The organism is Streptomyces venezuelae, assembly GCF_008642315.1.
In the GTDB taxonomy this organism is placed as follows: domain Bacteria; phylum Actinomycetota; class Actinomycetes; order Streptomycetales; family Streptomycetaceae; genus Streptomyces; species Streptomyces venezuelae_D.
The window spans coordinates 6,452,788-6,469,417 of record NZ_CP029192.1 but is presented as its reverse complement, the minus strand read 5'-3'; the positions used below and the strand labels follow the sequence as shown (position 1 = coordinate 6,469,417).

14 protein-coding genes are annotated in these 16,630 nt (G+C 71.9%); 10 read left to right on the top strand and 4 right to left on the bottom strand.

Annotation, left to right across the window (positions count from 1 at the left end; genetic code table 11):
• Positions 1-83: 83 nt before the first annotated feature.
• The 6 genes from DEJ48_RS28380 (at position 84) to DEJ48_RS28355 (ending at position 9,974) form a co-directional block, all read left to right on the top strand.
• Positions 84-1,631, top strand: a complete 1,548-nt coding sequence (locus tag DEJ48_RS28380) for a leucyl aminopeptidase (protein ID WP_150219058.1) — start codon at positions 84-86, stop codon at positions 1,629-1,631.
• Positions 1,632-1,934: 303 nt separating this feature from the next.
• Positions 1,935-3,323 (top strand): dihydrolipoyl dehydrogenase, encoded by a 1,389-nt coding sequence (gene lpdA / locus DEJ48_RS28375; RefSeq protein ID WP_055567433.1) that lies wholly within the window; start codon positions 1,935-1,937, stop codon positions 3,321-3,323.
• A gap of 63 nt (positions 3,324-3,386) precedes the next feature.
• Positions 3,387-5,162 (top strand): 2-oxoglutarate dehydrogenase, E2 component, dihydrolipoamide succinyltransferase, encoded by a 1,776-nt coding sequence (gene sucB, locus DEJ48_RS28370; protein ID WP_150219057.1) that lies wholly within the window; start codon positions 3,387-3,389, stop codon positions 5,160-5,162.
• A 136-nt stretch (positions 5,163-5,298) separates the two neighbouring features.
• Positions 5,299-5,922, top strand: a complete 624-nt coding sequence (locus tag DEJ48_RS28365; protein WP_150219056.1) for a GntR family transcriptional regulator — start codon at positions 5,299-5,301, stop codon at positions 5,920-5,922.
• A gap of 277 nt (positions 5,923-6,199) precedes the next feature.
• Positions 6,200-8,896, top strand: a complete 2,697-nt coding sequence (gene aceE / locus DEJ48_RS28360) for a pyruvate dehydrogenase (acetyl-transferring), homodimeric type (protein WP_150219055.1) — start codon at positions 6,200-6,202, stop codon at positions 8,894-8,896.
• A gap of 106 nt (positions 8,897-9,002) precedes the next feature.
• The gene (locus DEJ48_RS28355) at positions 9,003-9,974 is read left to right on the top strand and encodes a helix-turn-helix transcriptional regulator (protein WP_150219054.1); all 972 of its coding nucleotides are present in this window, start codon (positions 9,003-9,005) and stop codon (positions 9,972-9,974) included.
• Here the strand turns inward: DEJ48_RS28355 and DEJ48_RS28350 are convergent.
• Positions 9,965-10,891 (bottom strand): SDR family oxidoreductase, encoded by a 927-nt coding sequence (locus DEJ48_RS28350; RefSeq protein WP_150219053.1) that lies wholly within the window; start codon positions 10,889-10,891, stop codon positions 9,965-9,967. The genes DEJ48_RS28355 and DEJ48_RS28350 overlap by 10 nt on opposite strands.
• Positions 10,892-11,025: 134 nt before the next feature.
• Between DEJ48_RS28350 and DEJ48_RS28345 the strand changes: the two genes are divergently transcribed.
• Complete coding sequence (locus DEJ48_RS28345; RefSeq protein WP_190538064.1) at positions 11,026-11,547, top strand: DUF4240 domain-containing protein; 522 nt, start codon at positions 11,026-11,028, stop codon at positions 11,545-11,547.
• Positions 11,548-11,564: 17 nt separating this feature from the next.
• Positions 11,565-12,164 (top strand): chemotaxis protein CheB, encoded by a 600-nt coding sequence (locus DEJ48_RS28340; RefSeq protein ID WP_223832236.1) that lies wholly within the window; start codon positions 11,565-11,567, stop codon positions 12,162-12,164.
• Positions 12,165-12,175: 11 nt separating this feature from the next.
• Here the strand turns inward: DEJ48_RS28340 and DEJ48_RS28335 are convergent, their stop codons facing one another.
• Complete coding sequence (locus DEJ48_RS28335) at positions 12,176-12,988, bottom strand: SDR family NAD(P)-dependent oxidoreductase (protein WP_150219051.1); 813 nt, start codon at positions 12,986-12,988, stop codon at positions 12,176-12,178.
• Between the two features lie 133 nt (positions 12,989-13,121).
• Between DEJ48_RS28335 and DEJ48_RS28330 the strand changes: the two genes are divergently transcribed.
• Positions 13,122-13,742 (top strand): TetR family transcriptional regulator, encoded by a 621-nt coding sequence (locus DEJ48_RS28330; protein WP_150219050.1) that lies wholly within the window; start codon positions 13,122-13,124, stop codon positions 13,740-13,742.
• A 9-nt stretch (positions 13,743-13,751) separates the two neighbouring features.
• On the opposite strand, the gene DEJ48_RS28325 is transcribed toward DEJ48_RS28330, so the two are convergent.
• On the bottom strand, positions 13,752-14,921 hold the full coding sequence (locus DEJ48_RS28325; protein ID WP_150219049.1) for a PP2C family protein-serine/threonine phosphatase: 1,170 nt from the start codon (positions 14,919-14,921) through the stop codon (positions 13,752-13,754).
• Positions 14,922-15,013: 92 nt separating this feature from the next.
• Positions 15,014-15,502: a GNAT family N-acetyltransferase gene (locus DEJ48_RS28320; protein WP_150219048.1), complete on the bottom strand. Its 489-nt coding sequence runs from the start codon at positions 15,500-15,502 to the stop codon at positions 15,014-15,016.
• Between the two features lie 88 nt (positions 15,503-15,590).
• Between DEJ48_RS28320 and DEJ48_RS28315 the strand changes: the two genes are divergently transcribed.
• A complete protein-coding gene (locus tag DEJ48_RS28315) occupies positions 15,591-16,496 on the top strand; it encodes a TIGR01777 family oxidoreductase (RefSeq protein ID WP_150219047.1) in 906 nt (301 codons plus the stop codon).
• Positions 16,497-16,630 lie beyond the last annotated feature (134 nt).

Here is a 16,630-nt window from a genome sequence, read left to right as displayed (position 1 = left end):
CCGCAGCGCTCACGGGCGTAGGCTCGCGACGGGCTCACCACCCCACAGCCCGACGAAACTCACTGAAAGAGGACCTCACCACCGTGACTGCTCTGACTCTCAGCACCGCCGCCGCGACCGGCCTGCGTGCCGACGCGATCGTCGTCGGTGTCGCGAAGGGCGCTGGATCCAAGGGTGGCCTGGTCGTCGCCCCCGGCGCCGAGGCCGTGGACAAGGCGTACGACGGCAAGCTCGCGTCCGTCCTGGAGACCCTCGGCGCCTCGGGCGGCGAGGGTGAGGTGACGAAGCTTCCCGCGCCGTCCGGCTTCAAGGCCCCGGTCGTCGTCGCGGTCGGTCTCGGCGAGGTCCCGGAGAAGGACGAGACGTACGGCACGGACGCCCTGCGCCGCGCCGCCGGTGTCGCCGCGCGCGCCCTCACCGGCTCGAAGAAGGCCGCGTTCGCGCTGCCCGTCGAGGCCGCCGAGGACGCCGGCGCGCTGGCCGAGGGCGCCCTGCTCGGCGCCTACGCCTTCGACGCGTACAAGGGCATGGCCGACACCAAGGCCGCGAAGAAGAACGGCAAGGACGCCAAGGCGCCGCTCGCCGAGGTCGCCCTGCTCGGCGGCAAGCCCCGCGACAAGGCGTACAAGGCCGCCGTCGAGCGCGCCGTCGCCGTCGCCGAGGAGCTGAACCGCGCCCGCGACCTGGTGAACACCCCGCCGAACGACCTCAACCCGGAGGCCTTCGCCGCCGTCGCCCAGGCCGCGGCCAAGGAGCACGGCATCAAGGTGCAGGTCCTCGACGAGAAGGCCCTCACCAAGGGCGGCTTCGGCGGCATCCTCGGCGTCGGCGCCGGCTCGGAGGCCCCGCCGCGCCTGGTGAAGCTCTCGTACACGAGCTCCAAGGCCAAGAAGCACCTCGCCTTCGTCGGCAAGGGCATCACGTACGACTCGGGCGGCATCTCGCTGAAGCCCGCCGGTCACAACGAGACCATGAAGTGCGACATGGCCGGTGCCGCCGCGGTCTTCGCCGCCGTCGTGGCCGCCGCGCGCCTGGGCCTCGAAGTGAACGTCACCGGCTGGCTGGCGCTCGCCGAGAACATGCCGTCCGGCTCCGCGACCCGCCCCGGCGACGTCCTGCGGATGTACAGCGGCAAGACCGTCGAGGTCCTCAACACCGACGCCGAGGGCCGTCTGGTCCTGGCCGACGCCATCGCCAAGGCCTCCGAGGACCAGCCGGACGCGATCGTCGACGTGGCGACCCTGACCGGCGCCATGATGATGGCGCTGGGCAACCGCACCTTCGGCATCATGGCCAACGACGACGCCTTCCGCACCTCGATCCACGAGATCGCCGAGGAGGTCGGCGAGCCGTCCTGGCCGATGCCGCTCCCCTCCGATCTGCGCAAGGGCATGGACTCCCCCACCGCCGACATCGCCAACATGGGCGAGCGCATGGGCGGCGGCCTGGTCGCCGGTCTCTTCCTGAAGGAGTTCGTCGGCGAGGGCATCACCTGGGCCCACCTCGACATCGCGGGCCCCGCCTTCCACGAGGGCGCCCCCTTCGGCTACACCCCCAAGGGCGGCACCGGCTCCGCGGTCCGCACCCTGGTCCGGCTCGCCGAGCACACCGCCTCGGGCGACCTGGGCTGATCGCGTACGTGCCGAGGGCCCCGGACCCTGTCGGTGTCCGGGGCCCTCGGCCTTCCCCGGGTTTCGCCCTGAACGAAATCCGTACGTTCGTACGCAAGAGATGGCCCTGAAGACGGTCGATCCGACGTCTCACAGCCTGGCCCGGCGTCCCGTCTCCCGCCGACAAGTGCGAAGATGGGTTCTCGGCAGGACAGGGCCCCCACCAAAGGGCCGAAACAAGAGCGGCCGAATACCAGCCGACCGACCGGTCGTCCCCCGCGAAAAGGGGTCCGGCGTACGGCGCACATGCATGGAGGACGTGACGTGGCGAACGACGCCAGCACCGTTTTCGACCTAGTGATTCTCGGCGGCGGTAGCGGCGGTTACGCCGCGGCCCTGCGCGGAGCGCAGCTGGGCCTGGACGTCGCACTGATCGAGAAGAACAAGCTCGGCGGCACCTGCCTGCACAACGGCTGCATCCCCACGAAGGCGCTGCTGCACGCCGGCGAGATCGCCGACCAGGCGCGCGAGGCCGACCAGTTCGGCGTGAAGGCCACCTTCGAGGGCATCGACATGGCGGCCGTCCACAAGTACAAGGACGACGTGATCTCGGGCCTCTACAAGGGCCTGCAGGGTCTTGTCGCCTCCCGCAAGGTGACGTACATCGAGGGCGAGGGCAAGCTCTCCTCCCCGACCTCGGTCGACGTGAACGGTCAGCGTGTCCAGGGCCGCCACGTCCTCCTCGCGACCGGTTCCGTGCCGAAGTCGCTGCCGGGCCTGGAGATCGACGGCAACCGCATCATCTCCTCGGACCACGGCCTGACCCTGGACCGCGTGCCGAAGTCCGCGATCATCCTGGGCGGCGGCGTCATCGGCGTCGAGTTCGCCTCGGCCTGGAAGTCCTTCGGTTCCGACGTCACGGTCATCGAGGGCCTCAAGCACCTCGTGCCCGTCGAGGACGAGAACAGCTCCAAGCTTCTTGAGCGCGCGTTCCGCAAGCGCGGCATCAAGTTCAACCTCGGCACCTTCTTCGAGAAGGCCGAGTACACGCAGGACGGCGTCCGCGTGACCCTCGCCGACGGCAAGACCTTCGAGGCCGAGGTCCTCCTGGTCGCCATCGGCCGCGGCCCGGTCTCGCAGGGCCTCGGTTACGAGGAGCAGGGCGTCGCCATGGACCGTGGCTACGTCCTCGTCGACGAGTACATGCAGACCAACGTCCCGACGATCTCGGCCGTGGGCGACCTGGTGCCGACCCTCCAGCTCGCGCACGTCGGCTTCGCCGAGGGCATGCTGGTGGCGGAGCGCCTGGCCGGTCTCAAGACGGTCCCGGTCGACTACGACGGCGTGCCCCGGGTGACGTACTGCCACCCCGAGGTCGCCTCCGTGGGCATCACCGAGGCCAAGGCCAAGGAGATCTACGGCGCGGACAAGGTCGTCGCCCTCAAGTACAACCTCGCGGGCAACGGCAAGAGCAAGATCCTCAAGACCGCGGGCGAGATCAAGCTCGTCCAGGTCAAGGACGGTGCCGTGGTCGGCGTCCACATGGTCGGCGACCGCATGGGCGAGCAGGTCGGCGAAGCCCAGCTGATCTACAACTGGGAAGCGCTGCCGGCCGAGGTGGCCCAGCTCATCCACGCCCACCCGACCCAGAACGAGGCGCTCGGCGAGGCCCACCTGGCCCTGGCGGGCAAGCCGCTGCACTCCCACGACTGACCCCTCAGTCACACGGGCGCGACGACCAGACTTTCCGCAAATTCGTAAGGAGCAACAGAAACCATGGCGGTTTCCGTATCCCTTCCGGCGCTCGGCGAGAGCGTCACCGAGGGCACTGTCACCCGTTGGCTGAAGGCCGAAGGCGAGCGCGTCGAGGCCGACGAGCCGCTGCTCGAGGTCTCGACCGACAAGGTCGACACCGAGATCCCCTCCCCGGCCGCCGGCATCCTGGCCTCCATCAAGGTCGCCGAGGACGAGACCGTCGAGGTCGGCGCCGAGCTCGCCGTCATCGACGACGGCTCCGGCGACGCGGGCGGCTCGGCCGCCCCGGCGCAGGAGGAGGCCCCGGCCGCCCCCGCGCAGGAGGAGGCCCCGAAGCAGGAGGAGGCCCCGGCCCAGGCCGAGGCGCCCGCCGCCCCCGCCCCGTCCGGCGGTTCCGCCGAGGGCACCGACGTCACCCTGCCCGCGCTCGGCGAGTCCGTCACCGAGGGCACCGTCACCCGCTGGCTGAAGGAGGTCGGCGAGGAGGTCGCGGCCGACGAGCCCCTCCTCGAGGTCTCGACGGACAAGGTCGACACCGAGATCCCCTCGCCGGTCGCGGGCGTGCTGCTCGAGATCGTCGTCGGTGAGGACGAGACCGCCGAGGTCGGCGCCAAGCTCGCCGTCATCGGTGCGCCCGGTGCCGCTCCGGCGCAGGCCGAGGCCCCGGCTCCGGCCGCCCCGGCCAAGGAGGAGGCCCCGAAGCAGGAGGCTCCGGCCCCCGCGCAGCCCGCGGCCCCGGCTCCGGCTCCGGCCGCCCCCGCCGCTCCGGCCCAGCCCGCCGCTGCCGCCCCGGCCCCGGCACAGCCCGCCGCCCCGGCCAAGCCCGCGCCTGCCGCGCCCGCCGCCCCGGCGCAGGCCTCCCCGGCCGACGACGGTGCGTACGTGACGCCGCTGGTCCGCAAGCTGGCCAACGAGAACGGCGTGAACCTCTCCGAGGTCACCGGTTCCGGTGTCGGCGGCCGCATCCGCAAGCAGGACGTCATCGCCGCCGCCGAGGCCAAGAAGTCGGCTCCGGCCCCGGCCGCCGCCGCTGCCCCGGCCGCGTCGAAGGCTCCGGCCCTGGAGGTCTCCCCCCTCCGCGGCCAGACGGTCAAGATGACCCGCATGCGCAAGGTCATCGGCGACAACATGATGAAGGCCCTGCACTCGCAGGCCCAGCTGACCTCGGTCGTCGAGGTCGACATCACCAAGCTGATGAAGCTGCGCGCCAAGGCGAAGGACTCCTTCGCGGCCCGCGAGGGCGTCAAGCTCTCCCCGATGCCGTTCTTCGTCAAGGCCGCCGCCCAGGCGCTGAAGGCCCACCCGGTCATCAACGCCCGGATCAACGAGGACGAAGGCACCATCACGTACTTCGACTCGGAGAACATCGGCATCGCCGTGGACGCCGAGAAGGGTCTGATGACCCCGGTCATCAAGGGTGCGGGCGACCTGAACATCGCCGGTATCTCGAAGAAGACCGCGGAGCTGGCCGGCAAGGCCCGTGGCGGTGGCCTCACCCCGGACGACATGTCCGGCGCCACCTTCACGATCTCCAACACCGGTTCGCGCGGCGCCCTGTTCGACACGGTCATCGTGCCGCCGAACCAGGCCGCGATCCTCGGCATCGGTGCCACGGTCAAGCGCCCGGTCGTCATCAACCACCCGGACCTGGGCGAGACCATCGCCGTCCGTGACATGACGTACCTGTCGCTCTCCTACGACCACCGTCTGGTGGACGGCGCGGACGCCGCCCGCTACCTGACCGCGGTCAAGGCGATCCTGGAGGCCGGCGAGTTCGAGGTCGAGCTCGGCCTGTAGTCCTGCGGCCCCCGCGGCTGTAAGACTCGTCTCATCAGCGCGTACGCCCCCGTTCGGAGGTTTCCGGACGGGGGCGTCGCCGTATTGTCTAGGGGTCACAACGCCCTGGGGCGCTGCCCCCGCCGGAGGAGCCCACATGACCGCGCCCGTCGTTCACTCGCTGCGCGAACAGATCCGCGAGCACATCGTGGAGGGGATCGTCAGCGGGCGCTGGAAGCCGGGTGAGCGCATCGTGGAGCGCCGGATCGCGGTGGAGCTGGAGGTCTCGCAGACCCCCGTCCGTGAGGCGCTGCGCGAGCTGGAGACGCTCCGGCTGATCGAGTCGGCGCCCAACAAGGGCGTACGCGTACGCAACTTGACGGCCGCCGACCTGGAGGAGAGCTACCCGGTCCGTGCGGGTCTGGAGGCCATCGCCGCCGAGCTGGCGGCCGAGCGGCTCGCCGAGGACTGCTCGGCCCTGGAGCCCCACGTCTCGGCCCTGTACGAGGCGGACCGGGCCTCGGACGGCACGGCCCAGGTGCGGCACACCGTCGGTTTCCACCGCGAGCTGGTGCGCGCGGCGGACAACTCCGTCCTCCTGCACACCTGGGAGGGCCTTGGCATCGAGGTCTTCACGGCGCTCTCCATCCGCTGGCTCGGCACGGTCCAGCAGTCGTACGCGGAGGAGCACGAGGCCCTGGTCTCCGCCTTCCGGCGCCGCGACCCGGCCATCGCCGACCTGGTCAAGTCCCACGTCCTGGGGTGCGCGCCGCGTCCGTGACACCCGCGCTCATCCGTGGTGACTTGAGTCCAAACGTGCTCTCACCTGCGTAAACCCTTCAAATCGAAGGCACCGCGTGCCCGCTTTGCTGGCACCGGATGCCTACTTTCTCCATGTAGAGAGGTTTTCTCCTTCAACCCTTTGATCGATCATCGATCACGGAGTTACAGTCTCCGACGGGCTCAGACCAGAGCTTCACGCCCTGTCCTGCCAAGACATCGGGCACCCCCACCCCTTACCGAACAGGGGACCCCCTCCGACTCAGGAAGGCGGCGACATGACCGACCCCTCCGCAATCCAGCCGAGCGAGCTCGACCAGCTCCCGGACCGCGACCCCGAGGAGACCGCCGAATGGCAGGCCTCCCTGGACGCCGTTACTCAGGCGGCCGGGCCGCACCGAGCCGCATACCTGATGCGGCGCACGCTGGAGCGCGCCGAGGGCGCGGGCCTGGCGCTGCCCAAGCTCCTTGAGACCGACTACGTCAACACCATCCCCACCTCCGCCGAGCCGTCCATCGACGGTGACGAGGAGATGGAGCGGAAGATCACGGCGTGGAACCGCTGGAACGCGGCCGCCATGGTCACGCGCGGCTCCAAGCACGGCGTCGGCGGCCACATCGCGACCTTCGCGTCCGCGGCCTGGCTGTACGAGACCGGCTTCAACCACTTCTTCAAGGGCAAGGAGGGGGATGGTTCCGGCGACCAGCTGTACATCCAGGGCCACGCCTCCCCCGGCATCTACGCCCGCGCCTTCCTCGACGGCCGCCTGAACGAGGCGCAGCTCGACAACTTCCGGCAGGAGGCGGGCGGCAACGGCCTGCCCTCCTACCCGCACCCGCGCCGCCTGCCCTGGCTGTGGGAGTTCCCGACCGTCTCCATGGGGCTCGGTCCGCTCTCCGCCATCTACCAGGCGCGCTTCAACCGGTACCTCACCAACCGCGGCATCAAGGACGTCTCCGCCTCGCACGTGTGGGCGTTCCTCGGTGACGGCGAGATGGACGAGCCCGAGTCGACGGCGGCCCTCGCACTGGCCGCGCGTGAGGGTCTCGACAACCTCACGTACGTCATCAACTGCAACCTGCAGCGCCTCGACGGCCCGGTCCGCGCCAACTTCCGCGTGGTCCAGGAGCTGGAGGCCCAGTTCCGCGGCGCCGGCTGGAACGTCATCAAGATCATGTGGGGCAACGCCTGGGACGAGCTCTTCCAGCTCGACACCACCGGCGCCCTGGTCCGCCGCCTCCGCGAGGTGCCGGACGCGCAGTTCCAGACGTACGCGACGCGTGACGCCGCCTACATCCGCGAGCACTTCTTCGGTGCCGAGCCCGCGCTCGTCGAGCTGGGCAAGCTGCTCAGTGACGACAAGATCAGCGAGTGCTTCCACCTCTCGCGCGGCGGCCACGAGGCCCGCAAGGTCTACGCGGCCTACCGTGCGGCGCTCACCCACAAGGGCGCGCCGACCGTGATCCTCGCGCAGACGGTCAAGGGCTTCACCCTCGGCAAGGGCTTCGAGTCCAAGAACGCCAACCACCAGATGAAGAAGCTGACGGTGGACGAGTTCAAGGACATGCGCGACCTGCTCGGTCTCCCGATCCCGGACAGCGACTTCGTCGACGGCCAGGTGCCCTACGGCCACCCCGGCGCCGACTCCCCCGAGGTCCGCTACCTCCAGGAGCGCCGCGCGGCGCTCGGCGGTCCGGCCCCGGCCCGTCGCACGCAGCCGCTCGCGCCGCTGCCCGCCCCGGCCGACAAGGCGTTCACCTCGTTCGACAAGGGCTCCGGTTCGCAGTCGGTGGCGACGACCATGGCGTTCGTACGCCTGGTCAAGGACCTCGTACGCGACAAGACGTCCGGCAAGCGCTGGGTGCCGATCGTCCCCGACGAGGCGCGCACCTTCGGCATGGAGTCGCTCTTCCCGTCGCTCGGCATCTACTCGCCGAAGGGCCAGACGTACGAGCCGGTCGACCGCGACCAGCTGATGTACTACAAGGAAGCCAAGGACGGCCAGATCCTCAACGAGGGGATCACCGAGGCCGGTTCGATGGCGGACTTCATCGCCGCGTCCACCGCGTACGCCACGCACGGCGAAGCGATGATCCCGTTCTACATCTTCTACTCGATGTTCGGCTGGCAGCGCACGGCCGACCAGATGTGGCAGCTCGGCGACCAGCTCGGCCGCGGCTTCCTCGTCGGCGCCACCGCCGGTCGCACGACGCTGACGGGCGAGGGCCTCCAGCACGCCGACGGCCACTCGCCGGTGATCGCCGCGACCAACCCGGCCGCGCTGTCGTACGACCCGGCGTTCGCGTTCGAGATCGCCGCGATCGTCAAGGAGGGTCTGCGCCGCATGTACGGCGAGGCCCACGAGGGCGAAGACCAGAACGTCTTCTACTACCTCACCGTCTACAACGAGCCCATGCCGCAGCCCGCGAAGCCCTCGGGCGTCGACGAGGGCATCATCAAGGGCCTGTACCGCTTCAACACGGCGGAGTCCGCGGGCCTCTCCCCCGCGGCCAACGCCTCGCGCATCCAGCTGCTCGGTTCGGGTACGGCCATCCACTGGACCCTCGCCGCGCAGAAGATGCTCGCCGAGGAGTGGGGCGTGGCCGCCGACGTGTGGTCCGCGACCTCGTGGACGGAGCTGCGCCGCGACGCGCTGGAGGCCGACGAGGCCCTCCTGCGCGGCGAGGAGCGCGTCCCGTACATCCGTACGGCGCTCGACGGCGCCCAGGGTCCGGTCCTCGCCGTCTCCGACTACATGCGTCAGGTCCCCGACCAGATCGCGCAGTGGGTCGAGCAGGACTACTCCTCGCTCGGTGCGGACGGCTTCGGTCTGTCCGACACGCGTGACGCGGCCCGCCGTCACTTCGGCATCGACGCGGAGTCGATCGTCGTGGCCGCGCTGGCGCAGCTCGCCCGCCGCGGCGAGGTGCCGGCCTCGGCGGTGAAGGAGGCGCGGGCCAAGTACGGCCTGTAAGCCTTCGGCTCGATGCGGGTGCGGGTCCTCTGCCCTTGGGGTGGGGGCCCGCATCTGTCGTATCGCCGTCCCCGCGCCCCTTCGGGGGCGCGGCATGATGGGGGCCATGCGCGCTGCCCGGCTCATCAAGATGGTTCTGCTGCTCCAGGCCCGGCCCTCCATGACCGCCGCCGAGCTCGCCGCCGAGCTGGAGGTCTCCGAGCGGACGATCACGCGCGACGCGCAGGCGCTGTCGGAGGCGGGCGTTCCCGTGTACGCGGACCGGGGCCGCACCGGCGGCTACCGGCTGATCGGCGGCTACCGCACCCGCCTCACGGGGCTCGGCCGCAGCGAGGCGGAGGCGCTGTTCCTGTCCGGGGTGCCGGGCGCGCTGCGGGAGATGGGGCTCGCGGACGCGGCGTCGGCGGCCCGTCTGAAGGTGTCGGCGGCGCTCATGCCGTCGCTGCGGGACGCCTCGCAGAGCGCCTCGCAGCGGTTCCACCTGGACGCGCCGGGCTGGTTCAGGGAGACGCCCGCCCCCGAGCTGCTGCCCGCCGTGGCGGACGCGGTCTGGGACGACCGGCGGGTGAGCGCCCGCTACTGCCGCCAGGACACCGAGGTGGAGCGGGAGTTGGAGCCGTACGGGCTCGTCCTGAAGGCCGGGGTCTGGTACGTGTGTGCGCGGGTGCCCGACTCGGGGGCGTACCGGGTGTACCGGATCGACCGGTTCACCTCGGTCGTGGCGGGCGACGAGCGGTTCGCACGGGACGAGGAGTTCGACCTGCCGGGGTTCTGGGACGAGCGGGCCGAGCAGTTCGCGCGGGCGATCCTGCGGTCCGAGGCCGTGGTGCGGCTCACGGAGGCGGGCGTGCGGCAGCTGCCGCACGCCACCGACCGCGTCGTCGCACGGGAGGCGATGGGGACGGCGGGCGAGCCGGACGCGTCGGGCCGGGTGACGGTGACGCTGCCCGTGGAGAACGAGGACGTGGCGTACACGCAGCTCCTGTCGCTCGGCCCGGAGGTCGAGGTGGTGGCGCCCGCGGGGCTGCGCGCGCGGTTCGCGGACGCCGCCGCGCGGACCGCCGAGCTCTACCGGTAGCCGGTGACGTCCGCCTCCTTGCCCGCCTGTTCCACCTCCGCGATGTAGCGCCAGGCGTCCGGCGCGGAGCCGTCCACGTCCGTGAAGCCGTACTCCTTGGCGAGGCCGCCGCTGGAGAGCGAGGCGCCGTTCCAGCGCTTGACGTCGGGGTCGGCGGCGAGTGCGACCAGGGCGCGGCCCACGAAGGCCGGCGTCTCGGAGATCGCGAAGTGCGGGTTCTGCGCACAACCGTCCTGCCAGTTCTCCTCGGTCACCTTGAAGGCGGTGTCGAGCATGAACTCCGAGCGCAGCCAGCCGGGCGTCAGGCAGAGGGCCGTGCAGCCGTACTCCTCGACCTCCTCGGCGAGGTCGCGCGCCATGCGCAGCGGGGCCGCCTTGGCGAGGTCGTAGAAGAAGGGCTTGCGGTAGTTGGGGCCGTTGTACTCGGCGGTCCCGTCGGTGACCTCGACGACGAGGCCGCCGGGGTTCCTGGTGAGCAGCGGCAGCGCGTGGTGGCTGGTGACGATGTGGGTCTCGATGCCGAGGCGCAGGATGCGCAGCCCCTTGTCGAGGTCGTGCTCCCACATCTTCTTGTCCCACTCGACGTGGACGTCGCCGCCCCAGATGTCGTTGACGAGGATGTCCAGGCGGCCCTGCTCGCGGTCGATCCGCTCGACGAGGGCGGCCACCTGCCCGGGTTCCAGGTGGTCGGTGGGGACGGCGATGCCGTGGCCGCCCGCGGCGTCGACGAGTTCGGCGGTCTCCTCGATGGTCTCGGTGTCGCGGCCGATCTCGCTGGTGTGTGTGCGGGTGGTGCGGCCCGTGACGTAGACGGTGGCTCCGGCGCGGCCGAGCTCCACCGCCATGGCGCGGCCCGCGCCGCGGGTGGCGCCCGCGACGAGGGCGATCTTTCCGGTCAGGTTCTGGGTGGTCTCCATGTCCTTGAGGCTTCCACCAAAAGCCGACAACCCCTGTCGCCTTTTCCAAGGGCATGTGCACGCATAACGAGACAGCCGCATTCCGGCGCACTCCGCGTGCGCCCCCACTCCCGAGGACCGATGCTGGACCCGTGATGGACGAGACGGAGTTCTGGGAGATCGTGGACCGTACCCGCGAGGCCGCCGGCGGCGACCCCGAGGACCACGCCGAGCTGCTCGTCGAGAGACTGCTGCAGTCCGACCCGGACTCCGTCCTCGACTTCGCCCGCCACTTCGAGGCCCGCTACAACCGCGCCTACCGTTGGGACCTGTGGGGCGCGGCCTGGGTGCTGCTCGGCGGCGCGAGCGACGACGCCTTCGACTGGTTCCGGTGCTGGCTGATCGGCCAGGGGCGGGAGGTCTTCGAGGGGGCGGTGCACGACCCGGACGCGCTCGCCGACCTCCTGGACGAGTTCGACGAGGAGCTCGACGGCGACGGCGAGGAGCTGGGTTACGCCGCCGACGAGGCGTACGAGCAGCTCACCGGCGTCGTCGCGCCGGAGCTCGGTGTCGCCCCCGCACCGGCGGAACCCGAGGGCACGCCGCTGGACTTCGAGGACGAGTCGTTGCTGGCGCGCCGCTACCCGAAGCTCTGGGCCCGCTTCATGGAGGACTGACGGGATAGGCTGACAGAGTGTCTGCAAGCCCACACAGTCAGGCCCCTGAGCGGGCCGAAGTCGTGCTCGTCGCCGCGTCGGCCGGCGGCATCGGCGCCCTGACCACTCTCCTGTCCGGACTGGAGGACTCGCTCCCCGTGCCCGTCCTCGCGGCCCAGCACCTCAGGCGGTCGCGCGAGAGCCACATCGCCGCGATCCTGTCCCGCGCGACCCAGCTCGACGTGAAGCTGGCGGAGGACGGTGAGAGCCTCAGGGCGGGGACGGTGTACATCGCGCCGCCCGACCACCACCTGTGTGTGAAGAACCCGAAGGAGCTCTCGCTGAGCCGGGCGGGCCGGGTCAACTTCGCGCGTCCGGCGGCCGACCCCCTCTTCGAGTCGGCGGTGCGGGCGTTCGGGCCGCGGATCATCGCCTGCGTGCTCACCGGCGCCGACAGCGACGGCGCCCTGGGCGTGGCGCAGGTCAAGGCGCAGGGCGGCACGGTCATCGTGCAGGACCCGGTGTCCGCCGAGTTCCACGGCATGCCCAAGGCCGCGGTCGACACGGGCTTCCCGGACTTCGTGCTCGACCTCGAAGACATCGCGCCGACCATCAACAGGCTGCTGCCGGTGCGCTGACGGCCGCCGGCTCAGAAGTGGGTGCCGCCGTCGACGCGGACCTCGGTGCCGGTGATGAAGCGGCCGTCGTCCGAGGCGAGCATGGCGACGACGGAGGCGACGGTCTCGGGGCCCGCGAAGCCCTGGCCGAGGGCGGGCGCGAGCTTCACGAACAGGCTCATGTCGGCGTCCGCGGGCAGGCCGGGGCCGACGCTCTGCCTGCTGGCGCCCGAGCCGTCGGTCATCCCGGAGGAGATGGAGCCGGGCTGCACGGCGGTGAACCGGATGCCCTGCTTGCCGTACTCGGCGGCGAGGGCGTGCGTCATGGACTGGATGCCGCCCTTGCTCGCCGCGTACGCCGCCATGTACGGGTGGGCGAACATCGCGGACGTCGAGCTGAAGTTGACGACGGCGGGGCCGTTGCCGCCCAGGAGCGCCGGGATCGCCTCGCGGATCATCAGGAAGGTGCCGGTGAGGTTGACGGCCATGACCTGGTTGAAGGCGTCGAGGGTGGTCTCGTGGGTGTGCGAGGAGCGCAGGATGCCCGCGGCGTTCACGAGGACGTCGAGGCCGCCGAGCGCGGCGGTGGCCGCGGTGACGCCCGCGCGGACCGAGGCCTCGTCCGCGACGTTCACGACGACGGTGGTCAGGCGCTCCGCGTGGGCGCCCGCCTTGGCCGCGGTGTCGCGCAGCCCGTCCTCGCTGACGTCGGCGGCGACGACGCGGCCGCCCTCGGCGAGCATCCGCAGCACGGTCGCCTGGCCGATGCCGGAGCCGCCACCGGTGACCAGGGCGCGGCGGCCTTCGTAGCGGTTCAGGGTCTGGTGGGTGGCCGTGGCGGTCATCGCGGTCTCCGGATCTCTCGGGTGGTGCGCGGCGGCGTGTCGCGCTCTCTGCGTTCACGGTACGCCCGGATGGCACGTTGTGCCACATTGCCTCGTCATGCCACCTTGTCGTGTTCGACGTAGGCTGCCTCGCATGAGCACCCCGCCCCTCTCCCTCACGGAGCGCCGCAAGCTGGCGACCCAGCTGGAGATCGCCCGTGCCGCGGCCGAGCTCTTCACCGCGCACGGGACCGACGACACCACGGCCGAGGCCATCGCGGGCCGGGCCGGGGTCGCGCTGCGCACGTTCTACCGCTACTTCCGCAGCAAGCAGGACGCGGTGGGCCCGCTGCTCGCCGTCGGCGGCGACCGCTGGCGCGCGCTCCTCGCCTCGGCCGACCCCGGCGCGCCGCTCCCCGACGCACTGCGGAGCGCGATCTCCGAGGCGCTCGCCGTGCCGGACGAGGCGGCGGCGGACGGGCTGCGGCAGACCCGCGGGCTGCTCCGCGCCGCCGCCGCCGACCCGGCGCTGCGGGCGGTCTGGTACCGCGTGAACCAGGAGTCCGAGGAGAAGCTGCGCCCGGTCGTGGCGGAGCTCTTGGGCGCCGGCGCACAGCCCCTCGAGGTCCGGCTGGCCGCCGCGGCGGCGACGGACGCGATCCGGCTCGCCCTGGAGACCTGGGCGGAGACGGACGCGGACGTCACGGGACCGGACTCCCCCGCGGAGCTCGCGGCGCGGTGCCTGCGGGGGCTCATGGGCGGCGGGGCGGGCTGAGAGCCTGCCCTACGCGGCGTTCGACGCCCCCGGTTCCGGCCGCCGGGCGGGCTGCCGCTCCGCCTTCGCGAGCGGGCCCGGCGCGAACACCATCAGCGTCACGTCGTCCCGTACCCGCCCCGCGTAGTCGAGCACGTCCGCCCACACGCGCTCGGCGAGCCCCTCCGGGTCCTGTGGCGCCGTCTCCGCCTTGAGCATCCCGGTGAGGCGCTCGATCAGCGGGTAGAACGTGCCGGACGCGTCCCGCGCCTCGCACACCCCGTCGGTCAGGCCGAACAGCAGGTCGCCTTCGAGCAGCGGGACCGTGAGGCCCTCGGGCGGGGTGAGCCCGGCGATGCCGAGGCCGAGCGGCGCCCCGGACGGCACGTCCAGCTCGGTGACCTCGGTGCCGCGGAGCAGCAGGGGCTGCGGGTGGCCGCAGGAGACGACGCGGACGACGGAGGCGTCGTCGGGGAACTCCAGGAGCACCGCCGTGGCGAACAGCTCCGTGTGCTCCTGACCCGCCGAGTCCACGACGAGCCTGCGGTCCAGCTGGCCGGCGACCCCCTCCAGGTCCGCCTGGTCGAGGACCGCCTCACGGAACGCCCCGAGCAGCGCGGCGACCGTGCCGACGGCCGCGAGCCCGTGCCCCTGGACGTCGCCGATGAGGGCGCGCACTCCGGCGGGCCCCCTGCGGACGTCGAAGAAGTCGCCGCCCACCAGCGTCTCGTGCTGCGCCGCCTCGTACAGGCCCGCGCACCGCACCCTGCCGACCTGCTCCTGCAGCGGCGGCAGGACCGCTAGCTGGGCCGCCTCCGCGACCGTGCGCACCGTGACGAGCTGTGCCTCTCGGCGGCTGCGCACCCAGGCGAAGAGCACGCTGAGCAGCGCGATGAAGCTGATCGTCAGCTCGTCGCTGTTGCCGGGATGGCCGAGGTCGAAGACCGGCAGGGAGAGCAGCGCGAGGACGACGGCGCCGACGAGTGCGGTCAGGGCGGGCCCGTACGACAGGGCGGCGAGCGGCGGGACGGCCGCGATCAGGAAGCTGAGGTCCAGCGTCTTGGGGGTCGCCAGCTGGACGAAGGTGATCGCCAGCAGGAGAAGCGGCGGCGGCCAGCGCACCCAGGGCGGGGGTGGCGTGCCGCGCAGCAGCCAGTCGCGCTGGTCCGCCTCGCGCCGTCTGGCCTCAGCCCTGATCATTTCTTCACGCTCCTACGGGCACGACGCCCCCGCACGCCGGGCCGGTCCGTCAGGTGCCACGGACGCGGCGGGTCATGCACATCAGGTGCCGGTCAGAGAGGCCGTCCCATGAGGACGTCGTCGACGTACGCGCCGTCCAGCAGGAACTCGCCGGGCAGCACGCCCTCGATGACGAAGCCCTCCGCCTCGTAGAGCTTGCGGGCCGGAGCGTTGTGGCCGAGCACGCGCAGGGTGATCCGGGTCGCGCCCTGGCGGCGGGCCTCGTCCATCGCCGCCCTGATCAGCCGCCTGCCGACGCCCCGGCCGCGCGTCTCCTCGGCGACGACGAAGCCCTGGATCTGGCGCACGTGCGCGTTGGCGAGCAGAGGGGTGGGGTAGCCGAGCTTCACGTAACCGACGATGCGCCCGTCCGCCTCGGCGACCAGGTGGTCGCGGGGACCGAAGCGGTCGTTGAAGAAGGGGTCGTAGGGCGGCTGGGGGCGGGGCTGGACCGCGTGGAGCGTGGACCAGGTGGCGCGGTCGAGACGGGCGAGCGCGTCGTCGTCCTCGGGCCGTGCGGTACGTATGTGCATGTCCGGCATGGCGCCACTGTACGGCCGCCGGGGCGCGCGCCCCGCCCGTGTCCACGGAGCAGGCGCGTTCCCGGTTCCGCGGGGCAGGATGGGAGCCATGGACTCCACACAGTCGCGCGTCGCCGTGGCCGGCGCCTCCGGACTCATCGGTACGGCGCTCACCCGCTCCCTGGCCGCCGACGGGCACGAGGTGGTACGGCTGGTGCGCAGGGCGCCACGGGGCGGGGACGAGGTGCGCTGGGATCCCAAGGAGGGGTACGTCGACACGGCCGGGCTCGCGGGCTGCACCGCCGTGGTCAACCTGGCGGGCGCGGGCATCGGCGACCACCGCTGGACGGACGCCTACAAGCGGGAGCTGCGGGACAGCAGGGTGCTGGGCACCAGGGCACTCGCCGCCGCCGTGGCGTCGCTCGACGAGCCGCCGCGGGTGTTCGTCAACTCCAGCGCGATCGGTTACTACGGGGACACCGGTCTGCGCGCGGTCGACGAGAGCGCTCCGGCTGGCCACGGTTTCCTGCCCGAACTGTGCGTGGAGTGGGAGGACTCGGTGGCCGCCGCACGGGACGCGGGCATCCGCACGGTCCTCGCCCGCAACGGTCTGGTGATCGGCCGCGAGGGCGGCGCCTGGGGCCGTATGTTCCCGCTGTTCAAGGCGGGGCTCGGCGGCCGCCTCGGCAACGGCAGGCAGTACTGGAGCTACATCGCGCTGCACGACGAGGTGGCCGCCCTGCGCCACCTCATCGCCACGGAGACGCTGTCCGGGCCCTTCAACCTGACGGCACCCGACCCCCTCACCAACCGCGAGATCACGGCCGCGATGGGGCGCGTCCTGCGCCGGCCCGCACTCCTGCCCGCGCCCGCACCCGCGCTGCGTCTGGTGCTCGGCGAGATGGCGGGGGACGTGCTCGGCAGCCAACGGGTGCTGCCGACCCGGCTCCTGGACTCGGGCTTCTCGTTCGCGTACCCCGGCATCGACGAGGCGATCAGGGCGGCGCTGCGGTGAGGCGGGGCGGGGTGGGCCGAGCCTCCGAGGCCCCCGGCGGCGTGCGACCTTCGTGCGACCGTGCCCGGTGCATGCGCGACTGCCGCTGACCGGAACCGCTCCTACCCTCGTGACCGACGCGGGTATTCCGGAGC